This is a genomic window from Mannheimia kashgarensis, assembly GCF_041807705.1.
Classification (GTDB): domain Bacteria; phylum Pseudomonadota; class Gammaproteobacteria; order Enterobacterales; family Pasteurellaceae; genus Mannheimia.
In genome coordinates, this window is the sequence record NZ_JBGTYY010000026.1 from 12,704 (window position 1) to 30,757 (window position 18,054).

The window sequence follows — 18,054 nt, forward strand, 5'->3', positions numbered from 1 at the left end:
AACCAAATTGGCTGCCTTTATATTTTACTCTAAGTTAGTTAAAACTAGAAATTATTTACCACTATTATATGCCGGTGTTTGGTAAAGCGGCGCCGGACCGTTAGGACCTGCTACATTGCCACTTTCATTTTGTTTAAGTACACCCCCATTTGCAGAAATTTCTACACGGCGGTTAGGGCGTAAACAATCCTTCTCAGCTTGGCTCGCGTGGGCATAGCCTTCACAAGGTTTAACTTGGTTCGCTTTACCGTAACCTAATGCTTCAATTTGAGCATTTACACCTTGTTGAATTAAACGAGCTTTTACTGTGTTCGCACGGCGTTGTGATAAGTCTAAATTATATTCAACTGAACCTAAACGGTCAGTATAACCGGCTACTTTAACTTGCTGAGCTTTAGACGATTTTAATTGTGTAGCAACGTTATCAACAACTTCTTTACCTTTAGCAGTTAAAGTATCTTTATCGAAATCGAATAAGAAATCACCTGTTAAGGTGAATGATGAGTTACCGTTACAACCGTTTGGATACCAGAAGAAGCTCTGTGCATTCATATTTTTGTCAAATAAGATTTTGAATTGACAAATTTTGTGTACGCCGTTTTCACGGTAGTTGAATGCGTAATCCCACTCACGAACACCGTATAAACCTTCTTCAAAATGTGGACGACCAATTAGGTTATATAATTGATCTTTGTTCATACCTTTTTCAATTTGGCGAACATTTTCCCAGTTTGGCCAAGAACCAAATTGTGAACCATCGTGGTTGAATTCAGACTCTGAAATTTTTGGGAATACCGGGTTTTCAGTTGTTCCTTCATCGCTCACTTTGCTTAAGTTACCGCACGCAGCAACTGCTAGTGCGACACTCGATAATAAAAATGTACGGAAAAGCGCTTTTTTTTCCATTTTCTAAGTTTCCTTATAAGTAACTATCTAATTAATTATTCTACAACCTCAAGTTGCAATCAGAGCAATTCTACAATACAACATAACTAATTCTATTAAATTAATGTAAAGTAATGTTAGATGTAATTCATATATTCGACTTTCAATTGTAAAGTTTTGTTATCTCGAAATTCATTGATATCTAATTTATAGACCATTTTTGCTTTTTTAACTGATAAATCCGGAAACATTCTGACATCAACATTAAACCAAATTGCATCTAATAATTGCCCGCTCTCTGATTGTAGCATTAACTTTAAATGCTTACCTGCCAGTAGTTTTTGTTGCAGAATGCTAAATTCTCCTTCAAAACTCGGTTCAGGAAAATGTTGCCCCCAAGGGCCTGCAGAGCGGAGCATTTCCGCACTGGTAATTGTAAACTCATTTGCAGCAAGCTCGCCGTCAGTATAAATAATACCTTGTAATTGCTCAGGTGCTAATACTTCATTAATGGCTTGGTCGAAAATTTTTTTAAAGCTATCTAACTGTGTTTGATGAATAGTTAAGCCTGCCGCCATTGCGTGCCCACCAAATCTTTCGATTAATTCAGGATGCTGCATATCAATATATTCAAGCAAATCTCGCATATGCACGCCCGAAATAGAGCGAGCCGATCCTTTCAAATATTCACTTTCGTCACTTTCTTGTGCAAACACAATGACCGGACGATTAAATTGATCTTTAATTCGAGAAGCCAAGATACCGATTACCCCTTGATGCCAATCAGCTTGATACAGCACGATACCGTGAGCTTGTTCTGACTGAGCAAGCAGAGGCAATTTAGCACAAATGGCTAAGGCTTCTGTTTTCATCTCTTGCTCAAATTCTTTTCGGGTTTGGTTAAGAGAATCTAATTCAAACGCCAATTGACGGGCAAGTTCCATATTTTCACAAATAAGTAACTCAACCCCCAAAGACATATTCTCCAATCTGCCTGCTGCGTTCAATCTTGGTGCAACAGCAAAACCTAAATCAGCAGCTTGTAATGTTGAAAGCTCCCTTTTGCTTACTTCTACTAAAGCTTTTATCCCCAAACGGCAATGCCCTGAACGTATTCGCTGCAATCCTTGATGAACTAAAATTCGATTATTTTGATCAAGCGGCACAACATCAGCAACTGTACCTAATGCGACTAAATCCAAAAGCTCGGCAAAATTGGGTTCTGCTTTGTTTTGAAAGTATTGTTGTTCACGCATTTTAGTCCGAAGAGCCATCATCACATAAAAAATAACACCAACCCCCGCCAATGATTTGGAAGGAAAGGCACAAAACGGCAAATTAGGGTTTACCATTGCATCAGCGTTGGGTAATGTGTCAGGTGGTAAATGATGATCGGTAATCAGAACCTGAATATTGTGTTGCTTCAGTAGTTCAACACCTTCAAGCGAAGAAATACCATTATCGACCGTTAAAACTAAATCTGCTCCTTTGGCTAATGCCATTTCCGCTACTGCAACACTCAAGCCATAACCTTGCGAAAAACGATCGGGAATTAAATAATCAACTTGCTCAAACCCTAACTGTTTTAATGCAATGATGGCAAGTGCTGTGCTGGTTGCTCCATCAGCATCAAAATCACCGACAATCACAATACGGCTTCGGTTTTCAAAAGCGTTAATCAATAGATCGACGGCTTGTTCAATATTCGCCAGTTGCTGTGGTCTGTGTAAATGTTGAAGGTTATGCTCCAGCTCTTTTGCTGTTTTTATGCCTCGACTTTGGTAGATTCGATTTAATAAAGGATTTGGGGATAGGGTTTCTGTTGTTAATAAATGGCGTTTTTTAATTAATTTTTCCACAACTATCTTCTTTTACCATAACAAGCGGTCATTTTTTGCAAATTTTTTACAACAAACGCTTACGTTTGAATGTTGGTTTTGCCAACGGTCCCGTAGGAGCGAGCGTAGAAAAGACCGCTTGTAACCTAATTTATCTGTTATTCACTTAACATTTTTGCCAATTCTTTAGGCTCAACATAGCCGCCAATGAGTTCGCCATCTGAGGTAACCATATTCGGTGTCCCTGTTACACCAAACTTAACGCCGAGTTGGTAATGTTTTTTGACAATATCAGGTGTTTTTAATTGAGTTGGTAACTTGCCGTCTTCCGCATCATTTAATGCCTTAATTTTATCTTGAGCGGTCCAAATCGCTTCCATCTGTTTTGCAGTTTGAGTATTCATACCGCCACGAGGGAAAGCTAAATAGCGAATAGTAATGCCTAAATCATTATATTCTTTCATTTTTGAATGTAATAAATGGCAATAGTGGCAGGTAATATCCATAAAAACGGTTACCACGTGCTTTTCATTTTTCGCAGGATAAACAATCATTTCATTTTGGTAAGAATTTAATTCAGCCAATAACCCTTGATTGGTAATATCAACAACTTTACCGTTTTTTAGCTCAAAAATTTTGCCTTGAATGATATATCGTCCATCTTCACTAATATAAACAATACCTTCATTCGAGGTTGCCATTTTAAAACCAGATAATGGCGATTCAGAAATTTTAACCTCTGTTGCTCCAATTTTTTCAAGCTGGCTTTTCAGTTTTGCGTCAGATGCAAAGGCAAAAGTTGATAAACTCACTAAACTTAAAGTAATTAAATTTTTTTTCATTAGCATAAATCCTTACATTTTTAATTTTGCTTCGACATTCTTCGCTTTATTTAAGAATGCTTGGCGTTCTTTGTTACTCATACCGGAATTTGAACCCGGCAATTTTACCGTCATCGGATTCACCGGGCGGTCATTAATGTGAAACTCGTAGTGTAAATGAGGCCCTGTTGAACCACCGGTATTACCGGATAATGCAATACGCTCTCCTTTTCTTACCCTTTGTCCGGGCTTCACCAAACTTTTGCTTAAGTGCATATAGACTGTAGTAATATGCCCGTGTTTGATTTTAATATAACGCCCTGCTCCACGGGCCTGGTAAGCAACGTGTTCTACTACTCCATCACTTGGTGCAATGATTGGAGTGCCAATTGGCAATCCGTAATCCACACCTTTGTGAGGACTAATACGACCTGTAATTGGGTGTTTACGTTTAGAGTTGAAGGAAGATGTAACTCTCGCAGCATATAATAATGGGTGTCGAGCAAAGCCACCACTTAAAGTTTCGCCATGTCGACTATAATATCGCCCATTATCTGCTTGAATTGCATAATAACTTTTTTTACCGCTAATAACGTGAATACCCTCTACATTGCCTAAATCTGTTACTTTTCCATTTACATATTCACGCTTAATTAAAATGGCAAATTTATCGCCTTTTTTCAGCTTATTTGTTGCAATTTGAGATTGTAATCCAACTGCTAATTGATTGATTTGGCGATCAGATAATCCTACTGCTTTTAAACTCGCTGCAAAGCTATTTTGAATAGCCCCTCGTACAACATCTAGTTTCCATTCACCTTTTTTCTCAAATTTTTGGTAGGTAAATTTACCATTGGCTTGGCGTTCATAAACACGTTCTTCTTTTTCGGAAACTAACCAGTTTAGATATTCTAATTCGCCGTCATTATCTAATATCCAATAAAATTGTTGCCCTGCTTTAAGATGAGCTAATGAAGGGTGCTGAGCAATGAGGTTTTGAGCATCACTATTTTCTAAACCTGATTGCTCCAATACATCTTTTAATTTATCGCCTTGAGCAGCAATATAGCTAAATTGGTTTTGAATTCTTAATGCTTGGTCTGCTACATCAAGTAAATCATCTAAGGCTTTTTCAGCTTCTAACGGCAATTGCTCTTGCTGAATATCATTTTTTACTGAGTCAATGAAAGGCTCTTCAACTTCGTCATCATAAGAAGTTGCTGTTTGATCGTCAACCACCTCTTCATTGCTCTCGGCAACAGAAGAAGACCAGATAATAAGATCGGCAATATAATTAATAAAAGTGTCCTCCATATATTCATCTTCTTGGCTATCTAAGAACACTATATTATTAATTTGTAAAATATTATTAATGGAAGGCTGTTTTTTTAACACCAAAGCAGCACCTGCCATAAAACTAACAACAGCAAATAAGAAGACAACTATTTTTAACTTTTTCTTATGCCGTTTACGATCTCTTGCTAAAATTACGTGCTGCAAATTATATCCCGCTATTTTTCTTTTATATTTACTGAAATTTACATAATCTCTTGATAGACTATTTTACCAAGAAAAAATTCATTTATTCTATTGTCAGAAGATAAAAAATCCGTTAATTTTAGTTCAATACCCTTAAATTTTTTGTAGTAATGAAAATTAATCACCTAACCCCAAACACAATGCAATTTACGTTGATAAAACAATCTCAACCTTTAGTCTCACTAAAAGATATTGAAGTGATCTTTAATAACCAAAAGGCGTTGCAAGAGATCAACTTATCCATTTACCCAAACTCTATTACCACTATTGTTGGTCCAAATGGGGGCGGCAAATCAACCTTGCTTAAGGTTCTATTAAAACTCATTAAGCCAACTAAGGGGAAAGTCGTTCATCAAGAAGGGTTAAAAATTGGCTATGTACCACAAAAAATGCATATAGAACCATCAATTCCAATGACAGTATCAAACTTCCTTGCGTTAAAACCTAACATTGATAACAAAATGATTGAGGAAGCATTATCGCTATTTTCTATCCATCATCTAGTTGAAAATAGTATGCAAAAACTCTCAGGAGGCGAACTCCAACGTGTTTTACTTGCTCGTGCAATTTTAAATAAACCACAACTATTAGTATTAGATGAGCCTATGCAGGGAGTAGATATTACAGGGCAAACTGAGCTCTATCAACTATTAAATCAAGTCCGTTCTTGGTTAAATTGCGCTATTTTAATGGTTTCTCACGATTTAAATATTGTAATGGCAAATACTGATGAGGTTTTGTGTGTGAATAAACACATCTGCTGTGCAGGCACGCCGGAAGTCGTGAGTAATGACCCTAGTTTTATCCACTTCTTTGGCGATCAATTTGCCCGTAATGTGGCGTTTTATTCACATCGTCATAACCATCATCACAATCTACACGGCGATGTTTGCTTAGGAGAATGTGAGTGTAAACATTAAAGTCTCATTGGATTTGTTTAAAATTTGCTAAAAATAACCGCTTGTAGGCAAACAATTATTTAAAAATCAGACTCACATCACATTTTATTTACTTTATTTGAAGTATAATGGATTTATGATTTAACACCATAAATAGGTCAGGTCTTTATGCAATATAAAAATTTTGATGATTGGATTGCGTCATCACCTTTCGGTGGCTCCAACCAATCTTATGTTGAAGAAATTTATGAACAGTATTTAGAAAATCCGGCAAATGTTGATGAAAGCTGGAAAAGCACTTTTGATTCATTCCCTAAAACCTCCCATATTGAACAACCCCACTCTAAAGTGCGTGATTATTTCCGCAAATTAGCCCGTGAACAACAGCCACAATCTATAACCGTTATTGATCCTGAAGCAGGAGCGAAGCAAGTTCGCCTATTGCAATGGATTAACGCTCACCGCTTTAGAGGTTATTTGGAAGCAAAACTTGACCCTATCAACTATTATCGTTGGAAAACCTCCAGCGTCCCTGAACTGGATTATAAATATCACGGCTTTACCGATGAAGATCTAAACGAAACCTTTGCCGTTGGTCGTTACGTTTACGATAAAGAAAGTATGAAGCTCAGTGAGCTAAATGAAGCCTTAAAAGAAACCTATTTAGGACCTATCGGCTTAGAATTTATGCACGTTCAAGATATTGAACAACGTAACTGGCTACAGGCTAAAATGGAAAGTGCATTAAATAAACCGCTTTTCACTAAAGAAGAAAAACTGAATTTATTAACCGAATTAACCGCTGCTGATGGCTTAGAACGTTATTTGGGAGCAAAATTTCCGGGAGCAAAACGCTTCTCTTTAGAAGGTAGTGATGCGTTCATTCCGATGATGAAAGAAATTATTCGCCACTCTTCTCGTCAGGGTATGACTGATGTAGTAGTCGGTATGGCTCATCGTGGTCGTTTAAATATGTTAGTTAACGTATTAGGTAAACGCCCAGCGGAACTATTTGATGAATTTGCAGGTAAACACGCTGATGAAAGCCGTACGGGCGATGTAAAATACCATCAAGGTTTCTCTTCTAACTTTGCAGTAGATGACAAAAATGTCCATTTAACTCTTGCATTCAACCCATCTCACTTAGAAATTGTGAGCCCTGTTGTTATTGGCTCTGTGCGTGCAAGACAAGAGCGTATGCGTGATACCGAACACGAAAAAGTGCTTGCCGTAACAGTTCACGGCGACTCTGCAGTGGCAGGGCAAGGTGTCGTACAAGAAACCTTAAATATGGCAAATGCTCGTGGTTATAAAGTAGGCGGTACAATTCGTATTGTGATCAATAACCAAATCGGTTTTACAACTTCTAACCCAAGTGATACCCGTTCAACTGAATTCTGTACCGATATTGCCAAAATGATCCAGGCACCGATCATTCACGTTAATGGTGATGACCCGGAAGCAGTTGCATTTGCGGCACGAATGGCAGTGGAATATCGCACTAAATTTAAACGTGATATTTTCATTGATTTAATCTCTTACCGCCGCCACGGTCATAACGAGGCTGATGAACCATTAGCAACTCAGCCGATGATGTATAGCATTATCAAAAAGCACCCTACTCCACGTAAAGTGTATGCTGACCGCTTAATTGAAGAAGGTGTATTAACCAATGAGCAAGAAATCGAAATGCTAAACCTTTACCGTGATGCCTTAGACAATGGTGAACGTGTTGTACCGGAATGGCGTGAGTTAGATATGGCTGCGGTTGATTGGTTACAATATCTTAACTACGATTGGACAGCACCTTATGAAAGCAAATTCCCGGAAGATCGTTTCTTAACGATTGCGAAACGGGTTTGTGAATATCCAGATTCATTAAAAGCACACTCTCGTGTTGAGAAGATCTACACTGATCGTAAAGAGATGTACGAAGGCAAAAAATTATTCGACTGGGGTATGGCCGAAACTATGGCGTACGCTACTTTACTTGATGAGGGTACACACGTTCGCTTATCGGGTGAAGATGCAGGACGTGGAACGTTCTTCCACCGCCACGCAGTCATTCATAACCAAAATGATGGTACAGGCTATGTGCCATTAACACAATTACACGCAAATCAAGGTCGTTTCCAAGTTTGGGATTCCGTGCTTTCGGAAGAAGCAGTTCTCGCTTTTGAATATGGCTTTGCGACAACCGATCCGAAAACCTTGACTATTTGGGAAGCTCAATTTGGCGATTTCGCTAACGGAGCTCAAATTGTAATCGACCAATTCATCAGCTCTGGCGAACAAAAATGGGGCAGAATGTGTGGTTTAGTGATGCTTCTTCCACACGGTTATGAAGGTCAAGGCCCTGAGCACTCCTCTGCTCGTGTTGAACGTTATTTACAACTTTGTGCACAGCAAAACATTCAGGTTTGTGTACCATCAACACCAGCACAGGTTTACCATATGTTACGCCGCCAAGCAATTCGCAAAATGCGCCGTCCATTGGTTGCCATTACGCCAAAATCGCTACTACGCCATCCGCTTGCAGTATCAACATTAGATGAGTTAATTAACGGCTCATTCCAAAATGTGATTGGCGAGATTGACAATATCGATCCGAAACAAGTAAAACGTGTGGTGATGTGTTCGGGTAAAGTTTACTACGATTTACTTGAAAAACGTCGTGAGAATAACCAAACAGACATTGCGATTATTCGTATTGAACAACTCTACCCATTCCCTCTTGAGGAGATGAAACAAATTCTTGAGCCTTATGCTCACGTTACTGACTTTGTATGGTGTCAAGAAGAGCCATTAAATCAAGGAGCGTGGTATTGCAGTAAGCATAATTTTGAAGCTTCTATTCCAGAGGGGGCAAAATTAACTTATGCAGGTAGAGCCGCTTCTGCTTCTCCAGCGGTAGGCTATCCATCACTACATGCAAAACAACAAAAACAACTTGTTGAAGATGCTTTAACTATTGCTTAAAAAGATTGGGCGTAGTGAATACGCCCTACAAGCGGTTTATTTTCAACAAAAATTTACAAATTTGATTATAAGGTGTAATACATACGCCCTTAGTAAAAGAAAAGGATAATAAAATGGCAATTGAAATTTTAACTCCAGACCTTCCTGAATCTGTGGCTGATGCAAGCGTTGCAACTTGGCATAAAAAAGTGGGCGACAGCGTAAAACGTGATGAAATCCTCGTCGAAATTGAAACCGACAAAGTGGTTTTAGAAGTGCCTGCTGCAAGCGATGGCGTGCTTATTGAAATTACACAAGCTGAAGGTGCAACAGTAGTTTCAAAACAAGTTTTAGGAAAATTGGATACGGCACAAGCGGGCGATATTAGCTCTGCGACAATCGAACAAAAAACAGAATCCACCCCATCAGATCGCAAACATGCAGCGATTGAAAACAGCCACGCAAATGCAGACGATCAAGGCCCTGCAATCCGCCGTTTATTAGCTGAACACGATTTACAAGCAGCAGATATTCAAGGCAGTGGCGTGGGCGGCAGAATTACCCGTGAAGATATCGAAAAAGAGATCGCAAAACGCGTTCAACAAAATCAAGTAAAAGATGCTGCAACAAATCAAAACACGGTAAGCACCGTTGCATTCAACAGCCGCAGTGAAAAACGTGTACCGATGACACGACTTCGCAAACGTATTGCAGAGCGTTTACTTGAAGCGAAAAATACCACCGCAATGCTAACCACATTCAACGAGTTAGATATGCAGCCGATTATGAATTTGCGTAAAACTTATGGAGAGAAGTTTGAAAAACAACACGGCGTACGCTTAGGCTTTATGTCGTTCTACATTAAAGCAGTAGTTGAAGCACTTAAACGCTACCCTGAAATCAATGCCTCTATTGATGGCGATGATGTGGTTTACCACAACTACTTTGATGTCAGCATTGCCGTTTCAACTCCTCGTGGCTTAGTAACGCCAGTGTTACGTGATTGCGATAAAATGAGTATGGCGGAGATTGAGAAGAAGATCAAAGAGCTTGCTGAGAAAGGTCGTGATGGCAAATTAACCGTTGAACACTTAACAGGCGGTAACTTCACTATCACTAACGGCGGTGTGTTTGGGTCATTAATGTCCACCCCAATTATCAACCCACCACAAAGTGCAATTTTGGGTATGCACGCTATTAAAGATCGCCCTGTTGCGATTGACGGTCAAGTGGTGATCCGCCCAATGATGTACTTAGCCTTAAGCTACGACCACCGCTTAATTGACGGCAAAGAGTCTGTTGGTTTCTTAGTGGCTGTAAAAGAGTTATTAGAAGATCCAACTCGTCTGCTTTTGGAAATTTAATCTAAAATTTGACCGCTTGTATTTAACCACAAGCGGTCTATTTATAATAAAAACTTGTATATCTATTTGTTAATGTTCCTGTATCGGGTTCCCTTCTGAGTTGCCCGAACGACTTAAAATTTTTAGAAAAATAATCCCGAGCGAGAGCGAAGCGAACATCAGGGTTATTTTTCGTTAAGAAAATTTTAATAAAGTGAGGAACAGCAACGAAGTAGGGTGTGCTTTCTTTTGGTTACTTTTACTCGCTATGCTCGCCCTTCGGGCTGTTGCCTTTGGCAACATTCAACGTAAACGTTGTCTTGCACAAGCAAAGAAAAGTAACATAACCATAACGAGGAAACTCTATGAATCTACACGAATATCAAGCCAAACAAATATTCAAACAATATGGGCTACCTGTGAGCGAAGGTATTGCTTGCTTTTCTGCCAATGAAACCGCAGAGGCAATCTCACAGCTCAAAGGCGAAAAATGGGCGGTGAAATGCCAAGTTCACGCTGGTGGTCGAGGCAAAGCTGGCGGTGTGAAATTAGTTAGCAATGCTGATGAAGCGAAATCTTTCGCTGAACAATGGTTAGGTAAACGCTTAGTAACCTTCCAAACAGATGCTAACGGGCAGCCAGTCAATACTATTTATGTGGAAGAAACCTGCAATATCGACCGTGAATTATACTTAGGTGCGGTGTTAGATCGCTCTGCACAAAAGGTGGTGTTTATGGCTTCAAGTGCAGGTGGTATGAACATTGAAGAAGTCGCTGAAAAAACACCTGAGCTAATCCATAAAGCAACCATTGATCCCCTTACGGGCGGTCAAGGCTATCAAGGTCGTGAACTTGCCTTCAAATTAGGTTTAAAAGGCGATGAAGTTAAACAGTTTGCAGATATTTTTGTAAAACTGGCGAAGTTATTTGTAGAAAAAGATTTAGCCTTATTGGAAGTCAATCCCCTTGTTGTTACCAAAGAAGGTAAACTGCTCTGCTTAGATGCGAAAATGTCTATTGATAGTAATGCTCTCTACCGTCAGCCAGATCTTAAAGAATTACAAGATCTCTCACAAGATGACGAACGTGAAGCGGAAGCAGAAAAATGGAGCCTAAACTACGTTGCGTTAGACGGTAACATTGGCTGTATGGTAAACGGAGCAGGGCTTGCAATGGGGACAATGGATATTGTAAAACTCTACGGCGGTAAACCTGCTAACTTCCTAGACGTGGGTGGCGGTGCAACCAAAGAGCGTGTAGCAGCTGCATTCAAATTGATTTTATCAGACCCAAATGTAAAAGCGGTGCTAGTCAATATTTTTGGGGGGATCGTACGTTGTGATTTAATTGCTGATGGTGTTATTGCAGCGGTAAACGAAGTAGGAGTAAACGTGCCTGTTATCGTGCGTTTAGAAGGCACAAATGCGGCACAAGGTCGCGAAATTTTAGCCAATAGTGGGCTGAGTATTTTAGCGGCTTCATCACTAAAAGAAGCGGCTGAATTAGCGGTAAAATCTGCAAATTAGGAGGAAAAATGTCGATTTTAATTGATAAAAACACAAAAGTAATTTGCCAAGGTTTTACTGGCGGACAAGGTACATTCCACAGCGAACAAGCTCTCGCCTACGGCACGCAATTAGTGGGCGGTGTTTCGCCAAATAAAGGTGGAAAAACCCATTTAGGTTTACCTGTATTTAACACAGTTCGTGAAGCTGTGGAAGCAACGGGTGCAACGGCAACCGTGATCTATGTTCCCGCCCCGGGTTGTAAGGATGCCATTTTAGAAGCCATTGATGCAGGCATTCAATTAGTTGTTTGTATTACCGAAGGCATTCCAACGCTGGATATGCTTCAAGTTAAACAACGTTTAAACCAAACAGGCGTGAGAATGATCGGCCCGAACTGCCCAGGTGTGATTACCCCTGAAGAATGTAAAATTGGTATTATGCCGGGTAATATTCACAAAAAAGGCAACATTGGTATTGTTTCTCGTTCTGGCACATTAACTTATGAAGCGGTTAAACAAACTACTGATGAAGGCTTTGGGCAATCAACTTGTGTAGGTATTGGCGGCGACCCAATTCCGGGCTCAAACTTCATCGATATTCTAAAACTATTCCAAGAAGATCCCGAAACCGAAGCCATTGTGATGATTGGTGAAATCGGGGGTTCAGCAGAAGAAGAAGCAGCAGCCTTTATCAAAGAGAATGTAACCAAGCCTGTTGTAAGCTACATTGCAGGTGTAACCGCTCCAAAAGGTAAACGAATGGGGCATGCTGGCGCAATTATCAGCGGTGGTAAAGGCACAGCAGATGAGAAATTCAAAGCTCTTGAAGATGCTGGCGTAACCACCGTAAGAAGCCTTGCTGAAATTGGCTCAGCCCTACGCAAAATTTTAGGCTAAGCTAAATATTCAAGCGGTCTAATTTGTAAATTTTTTTGCAAATTAGACCGCTTGTTTTTTTATATTTAAATTACTCTTTCGATTTCCAAATTAAAGGATCAACACCTTTGTGAATTAAATCTTGGTGTTCTTCAATTCTAAATACGGGTTCTTTGCCTTGCTTAAGTTGGCGGATATAGTCTTTCATAATAATCCAAACAATTGGAGCAAGAATTAAAATTGCCACAAGGTTAATAACCGCCATTGATGCCATTACCGTATCCGCAAATGCCCATACAATACCGCCATCACGCACTGCGCCAAAGTAAACAAAGAACAATACCACGGCACGGAAACTCCATACAAACCACGCTTTATTTTTGATATAGCGAATGTTAGTTTCTGCATACGCATAGTTACCGATAATAGAGGTAAAGCAAAACAGTAAAATAACAAAAGCTAAGAAATGTAAGCCAAACTCGCCTAAGTGGAATTGCAATGCTGTTTGAGTTAGTGAAATACCTCTTAAGTTTTCACCACCATAATTATCTGACATTAAAATAATAATTGCTGTGCAAGTACAAACCACCAGTGTATCTACAAATACACCTAACATTTGGATTAATCCTTGACTTGCCGGGTGTTTAGCATCTGAGGTTGCAGCCGAGTTTGGTGCAGAACCCATACCCGCTTCGTTTGAGAATAAACCACGTTTAATCCCCATTAACATCGTTTTTGACACTAATGCACCAAACATACCGCCAGCAGCTGCTGAGAAGTCAAAAGCACTCTCAATAATCAAACCGATAATATATGGCACACGCTCAATATTCATACCTAAAATAATTACGGCAATAATGAGATAGAATAATGCCATCGTAGGCACAACTTGAGATGAAAACACGCCAATACGTTTTACCCCACCAGAGATAATAAGACCGGTAATAATTACTAAAGTACTACCAACATAAACCGGATTCCAATCCCACGCATTTTTAGTTGCTTCTACAATAGAATTTGATTGCACAGCATTGAATGCAAATCCAAAAGTAAAGATTAAAGTTATCGCAAACGCAATGGCTAATGAAGGGAGTTTTAAGCCACGAGTGATATAATAAGCAGGACCACCGCGAAACATACCGTTCGGATCTTTTGTTTTATATAATTGCGCTAAGGAAGATTCCGCAAACGCAGAACTCATACCCATTAATGCCGTTACCCACATCCAAAAAACAGCACCCGGTCCACCAAGTGCAATCGCTGTTGCAACCCCACCAATGTTACCGACCCCAACACGGCTGGCTAACCCTGTTGTAAAGGCTTGGAATGGGGTAAGAGACTGCCCTGATGTAGAACGTCCGCTCCACATTTCACGTAAACTTTGTGGGAAAAGGCGGAGCTGTACAAAGCCGGTAGTAATGGTAAAAAATAGTCCTGTACCTAATAATAAAATAATAGTAATATCCCAAAGAGGAGCATCAATAGTATTGACAATCCAGGTTAGTATACCTTCGAAGAATACAATAATAGAATCCATAAAGACCTCTTTATAAAATAAAACGAGTTAGTTTAACTGATTTTCTTCTCTTGAACAGTTTTTTTGGTTATTTCTATAACAATTTTTAATCTATATCAAATTAACGTCTAAATAAAATACCTGTGCTGGTATCAATAAAGCTACTGTGGAATAGTGTAACGCCAAATAAAATCAGGACTATCCCTAAGCCAAATTTGATTAATCGAACCACATTTCTATTCATTTGTGCGGAGAAATACCAGCTACTTACTGTAATCGCCTTATTCCTTGCCACAATTACTAAGTAAGCGAATAGGCTTAGGGTAACACCTGTGCCGATTGCCATTACTAAGGCTGAAATCACGCCCCAAAAATAAAGATCTAAGGTATAAGAAAGAAATAAGACTAAAATCGCCCCTGAACAAGGTCTTGCCCCAATGCTTAAAATCAGCATTAGCTGTGTTTTCCAATCTTTCGCTTTCTGCATTTCATTTGATGTGGGTAAATGTTTATGTCCGCAGTCACAATGTTCATCGTGAACGTGGTGATTATGCTGCACAAGCGGTCGTTTTTGTGGAATTTTTTGCAAAACGGACGGCTGTGAAAATCGAATTGATTTAATTTTTGGCTTGCTAACTTTCTTTATCACTTTAAATACCTGGTAGCACCAATACAGCCCAAGTAAAATCATAATAACGAAACTACCACGCTCTACCCATTTCAAGGTTAAATTAAAATATTGGCGAGAAAGGGTAAAAATCACCACAATCACAGTAACGAGCGAAACCGCCACCAAACCTTGTACTAAGGCTGAGGCGAAGGTAATTTTCATTGCTTGATTAAGTTTTGTTTTTTCAAGCGAAAGATAGCTGGTTAAAATAAACTTACCGTGCCCAGGGCCTACAGCGTGGAATACGCCATATAAAAAGCTGATAAAAACTAAGGTCAGCCCTGCTTTATTTTGATTATCGCTCAATGCGTTTAATGAACCAGAAAGCTCTGTATTAAACACTTTCTGCCACTCCATCACTTTAAAGAGCAAAATCGGATAAAGTTGATAAATTGCAAAAAATGCGATAAATCCGACTGCTAGCATTCCCCATTGTTTTAAGCTCAATCGCATACCATCTCCACTTTTTGTGCAAATTGTGCCCCTAATGAATAATCTTCATTTTCAGGCATATCGGGCGATTGTGTTTTATCTAGACTGGAAGCATATAAACGCAATTTATTATCCACTTGTGGCTGTATTAATTCCGCTTTACAGCTGCTATTGCTGATACTAATCTCATTAGCACGATTGTATTCCATCGCAATATAGTAACTTGGTTCATAAGTCGATAATCTCACCTTATTTTGTTTTAAATCATAAGGCTGACTTAAATGGAAAGTGATATAAAACACCACACGATTATTTTTGATTTCAAAGCGTGTTTCTGTGGGTTGTGTGGTAAATTTTATCGGCCGGTTTTTACTATCATACAACACACTAAAATAATGATTTTGCAGAGCAGATTGCACCATTTCTGCGGTAATATCTTTGCGGGTTTTCTCTTTATCGGCACTATTATTCATCTCATAAATCAATTCAGAAGAGGCGATTTCATCAAGCATCCATTCCATTTGAAATGACTTTAACATTGTGCCGTCCACAATAACCTTGTTTTTTAAATCGACAAAGGAATGTGGGTGAGAAAAGACATTACTAGCATATAGCATCGATAACGCAATAATAAAAGATTTTAATAATTTCATATTCATTCACTACAAAAAATAAAAAAAGCGAACAAGTTGCCCCTGTTCGCTTTCAGAAATTCAGTGAGTTGGTCGATAAGCCGAGTTCTGTCGTGGACAATCATTCCTCTAGGCGTATATTTACACATACGCTCAAGCAACCTACCCGAACTCTCGGCGGGCCACCGATTGAGTTCCTATTTGGTCTTGCTACGAGTGGAGTTTACCCTGCTGTGGAATGTTACCACCCACACGGTGCGCTCTTACCGCACCCTTTCACCCTTACCTGCCGAAACAGGCGGTCTGCTCTCTGTTGCACTGGTCGTAGGCTCACGCCCCCCGGACGTTATCCGGCACTCTGCCCTGTGTAGCTCGGACTTTCCTCTCGTTTACTTGTCCCCCAGCTCTCGTTTTCACGAATTTAGAGGCTTCAATAAACCAGCGATTGCCTAACCAACTCAGGGAGCAGTATAGCAGATTCGCAAAATTTTGCAAAAATTTAACCGCTTGTACTATATTAGAAATGCAAAAAAGGATTAAGTTTCAAAAACTTAATCCTTTTCTTTAATTCACTAACGAGCGATTATGCACGCTTGAAGTCTAAGTGAACTAATTAAAAGACACTCAAAATTTATCAATGAAATCAACGTGTTATTTAATCAGTTTATTTGATTTTTCCGAAACTATCTATGGAATATATTCCAATTTAGGGTTCGGTCTACTAGCCCCACTGTAGCAGGCCCAATAATTGTGAAATATAACCACAAAAACTGCGAAATAAAGCAAGTACTATATTTTCTTAGTTTTTTGTGCAAGAGCAATATACCTACACATCCTTATCTTTCACCTTGCCCCCAGAAAACATATATGGATTTACATAACCATCATAATTTTGTGGTTGGAAATCATCTGGTACAGCTTGGATGAGTTGATTACACAGCCAATCAATGATGCACTCTTGCGTAGGCGGGACATTATTAATGTGCAATATGGTAGGTGCACCTACTGCGGCTTTCCCACTCTCCTTTGTTTTTTTCGATATGTAGCTATCTATTGTTACGGTTGCAAAATTATACTTAAAATCAACACTGTATGCCGTGATTTCGTGGTATTTTACGTCCGCTCCTGTATTTTGATCTTCGATTACTTTTTCGATAAATTTAGTCATAAGATTGTCCTTTTGCAGATTGTTGATAAAAAAAGACCGCTTGTATTGCTACAAGCGGAGAATTTTTGGGGAGGTGAAAACAACGACCACACCCAAATACTACCCTGAGGCGATGAGCGTGTGATTCGGTTCTAATTACTTTCTTAATTCGAATGCCCTCCTGAGCCAATACAGTTTTTACCCGGTAATTGCTCTTGAGGGGCTAGTTGATAACAAAAGGTTGGCTTTGTTGTATAGTCTTGCTTATATTGAGTTGTACAAGCTGAAACCATAATTGTTGTAAGTAGTATAATTTTTTTCATATTTGACTCCTATAATTGATAAGATGAACCATTTGTAGATGATATAATTGCTCGAAAATTCACTTTAGCACTTCTCCCACGCCCTGCACACCACGCACGACACGTTACTACATATTGAGTATTAGCAATGAGTATTGCCCCAGAATCATTAAATGGGTTAGATACATTAGGCGAAATAGTATTGCTAATATCAATTACAGACGGTAATGTAATTGTTGTCGGTGTCCGATTACTACCACTACCATAAAAAGTTTCGCTTTTACTCTCTCCTGTTGGAGTGTGGACAACATACAATGTTCTTGTCGCTTTTGTAGCAGGTAGTACAAATTGACATACATACTCATAATATGTATCACTTAATGCAAAACTGTTTTTCCTTTCTGAATATGTTTTACTTTTCCCTGTTGCTTTTGATGTCCAAGTTTTAGCCTCATAGATATTACCTCCGATCAATTGGTTGATTTCAAGTTCTCCAGTAAATTTACCTGTTAATCCCTCAATTCTTGCTCCTTTAATTATTCCCCCTTCAATTGTTGCCCCTGTAATTGTACTGCCCGTGATAGCATTACCCACAATTTGACCGCCGTTAATGATTGGAGAGGTAATCATCTCATTTGCCTTAAGATGACGACCAAGAATAGTGCCATTAGCGATTAAGTCACCATTCA

Annotated in this window: 14 protein-coding genes, 1 other RNA gene and 1 pseudogene; 5 read left to right on the forward strand and 11 right to left on the reverse strand. The window is 39.2% G+C overall.

The window, feature by feature from the left end; genetic code table 11:
• Positions 1-51: 51 nt before the first annotated feature.
• The 4 genes from ACERCF_RS09860 to mepM all read right to left on the reverse strand — a co-directional run bounded on the left by ACERCF_RS09860 (position 52) and on the right by mepM (position 4,957).
• Positions 52-906, reverse strand: a complete 855-nt coding sequence (locus tag ACERCF_RS09860) for an OmpA family protein (protein WP_373625483.1) — start codon at positions 904-906, stop codon at positions 52-54.
• 116 nt (positions 907-1,022) lie between these two features.
• Complete coding sequence (gene recJ, locus ACERCF_RS09865; protein WP_373625484.1) at positions 1,023-2,744, reverse strand: single-stranded-DNA-specific exonuclease RecJ; 1,722 nt, start codon at positions 2,742-2,744, stop codon at positions 1,023-1,025.
• Between the two features lie 137 nt (positions 2,745-2,881).
• A complete protein-coding gene (gene dsbC, locus ACERCF_RS09870) occupies positions 2,882-3,565 on the reverse strand; it encodes a bifunctional protein-disulfide isomerase/oxidoreductase DsbC (protein WP_373610983.1) in 684 nt (227 codons plus the stop codon).
• Positions 3,566-3,577: 12 nt separating this feature from the next.
• Positions 3,578-4,957, reverse strand: a complete 1,380-nt coding sequence (gene mepM / locus ACERCF_RS09875; RefSeq protein WP_373611007.1) for a murein DD-endopeptidase MepM — start codon at positions 4,955-4,957, stop codon at positions 3,578-3,580.
• Between the two features lie 236 nt (positions 4,958-5,193).
• Between mepM and znuC the strand changes: the two genes are divergently transcribed.
• The 5 genes from znuC to sucD all read left to right on the forward strand — a co-directional run bounded on the left by znuC (position 5,194) and on the right by sucD (position 12,687).
• Positions 5,194-6,003, forward strand: a complete 810-nt coding sequence (gene znuC, locus ACERCF_RS09880) for a zinc ABC transporter ATP-binding protein ZnuC (RefSeq protein ID WP_373610984.1) — start codon at positions 5,194-5,196, stop codon at positions 6,001-6,003.
• A gap of 147 nt (positions 6,004-6,150) precedes the next feature.
• Positions 6,151-8,961, forward strand: a complete 2,811-nt coding sequence (gene sucA, locus ACERCF_RS09885) for a 2-oxoglutarate dehydrogenase E1 component (RefSeq protein WP_373610985.1) — start codon at positions 6,151-6,153, stop codon at positions 8,959-8,961.
• A 113-nt stretch (positions 8,962-9,074) separates the two neighbouring features.
• Entirely contained in the window at positions 9,075-10,304 is a 1,230-nt protein-coding gene (gene odhB, locus ACERCF_RS09890) for a 2-oxoglutarate dehydrogenase complex dihydrolipoyllysine-residue succinyltransferase (RefSeq protein ID WP_373610986.1), read from the forward strand.
• A gap of 344 nt (positions 10,305-10,648) precedes the next feature.
• A complete protein-coding gene (gene sucC / locus ACERCF_RS09895) occupies positions 10,649-11,809 on the forward strand; it encodes an ADP-forming succinate--CoA ligase subunit beta (protein WP_373610987.1) in 1,161 nt (386 codons plus the stop codon).
• An 8-nt stretch (positions 11,810-11,817) separates the two neighbouring features.
• The gene (sucD, locus tag ACERCF_RS09900) at positions 11,818-12,687 is read left to right on the forward strand and encodes a succinate--CoA ligase subunit alpha (RefSeq protein ID WP_373610988.1); all 870 of its coding nucleotides are present in this window, start codon (positions 11,818-11,820) and stop codon (positions 12,685-12,687) included.
• Between the two features lie 70 nt (positions 12,688-12,757).
• Here sucD and ACERCF_RS09905 read toward each other — a convergent pair whose 3' ends face one another.
• The 7 genes and pseudogenes from ACERCF_RS09905 to ACERCF_RS09935 all read right to left on the reverse strand — a co-directional run.
• Positions 12,758-14,203 carry an alanine/glycine:cation symporter family protein gene (locus ACERCF_RS09905; protein WP_373625485.1) on the reverse strand — a complete coding sequence of 482 codons (1,446 nt, stop codon included), beginning with the start codon at positions 14,201-14,203 and terminating at the stop codon, positions 12,758-12,760.
• Positions 14,204-14,303: 100 nt separating this feature from the next.
• On the reverse strand, positions 14,304-15,305 hold the full coding sequence (locus ACERCF_RS09910) for a nickel/cobalt transporter (protein WP_373625487.1): 1,002 nt from the start codon (positions 15,303-15,305) through the stop codon (positions 14,304-14,306).
• Entirely contained in the window at positions 15,296-15,937 is a 642-nt protein-coding gene (locus ACERCF_RS09915) for a DUF1007 family protein (RefSeq protein ID WP_373610991.1), read from the reverse strand. Before ACERCF_RS09915 ends, ACERCF_RS09910 begins: the two co-directional genes overlap by 10 nt.
• 60 nt (positions 15,938-15,997) lie before the next feature.
• Positions 15,998-16,377: RNase P RNA component class A (gene rnpB / locus ACERCF_RS09920), an RNA gene on the reverse strand.
• 365 nt (positions 16,378-16,742) lie between these two features.
• Positions 16,743-17,084, reverse strand: coding sequence for a hypothetical protein (locus ACERCF_RS09925; protein WP_176810041.1), 342 nt, complete (start codon positions 17,082-17,084; stop codon positions 16,743-16,745).
• Positions 17,085-17,227: 143 nt separating this feature from the next.
• The gene (locus tag ACERCF_RS09930) at positions 17,228-17,386 is read right to left on the reverse strand and encodes a hypothetical protein (RefSeq protein WP_373625488.1); all 159 of its coding nucleotides are present in this window, start codon (positions 17,384-17,386) and stop codon (positions 17,228-17,230) included.
• Positions 17,387-17,395: 9 nt separating this feature from the next.
• A pseudogene (locus tag ACERCF_RS09935) lies at positions 17,396-18,054 on the reverse strand (phage tail protein); the annotation flags it as partial.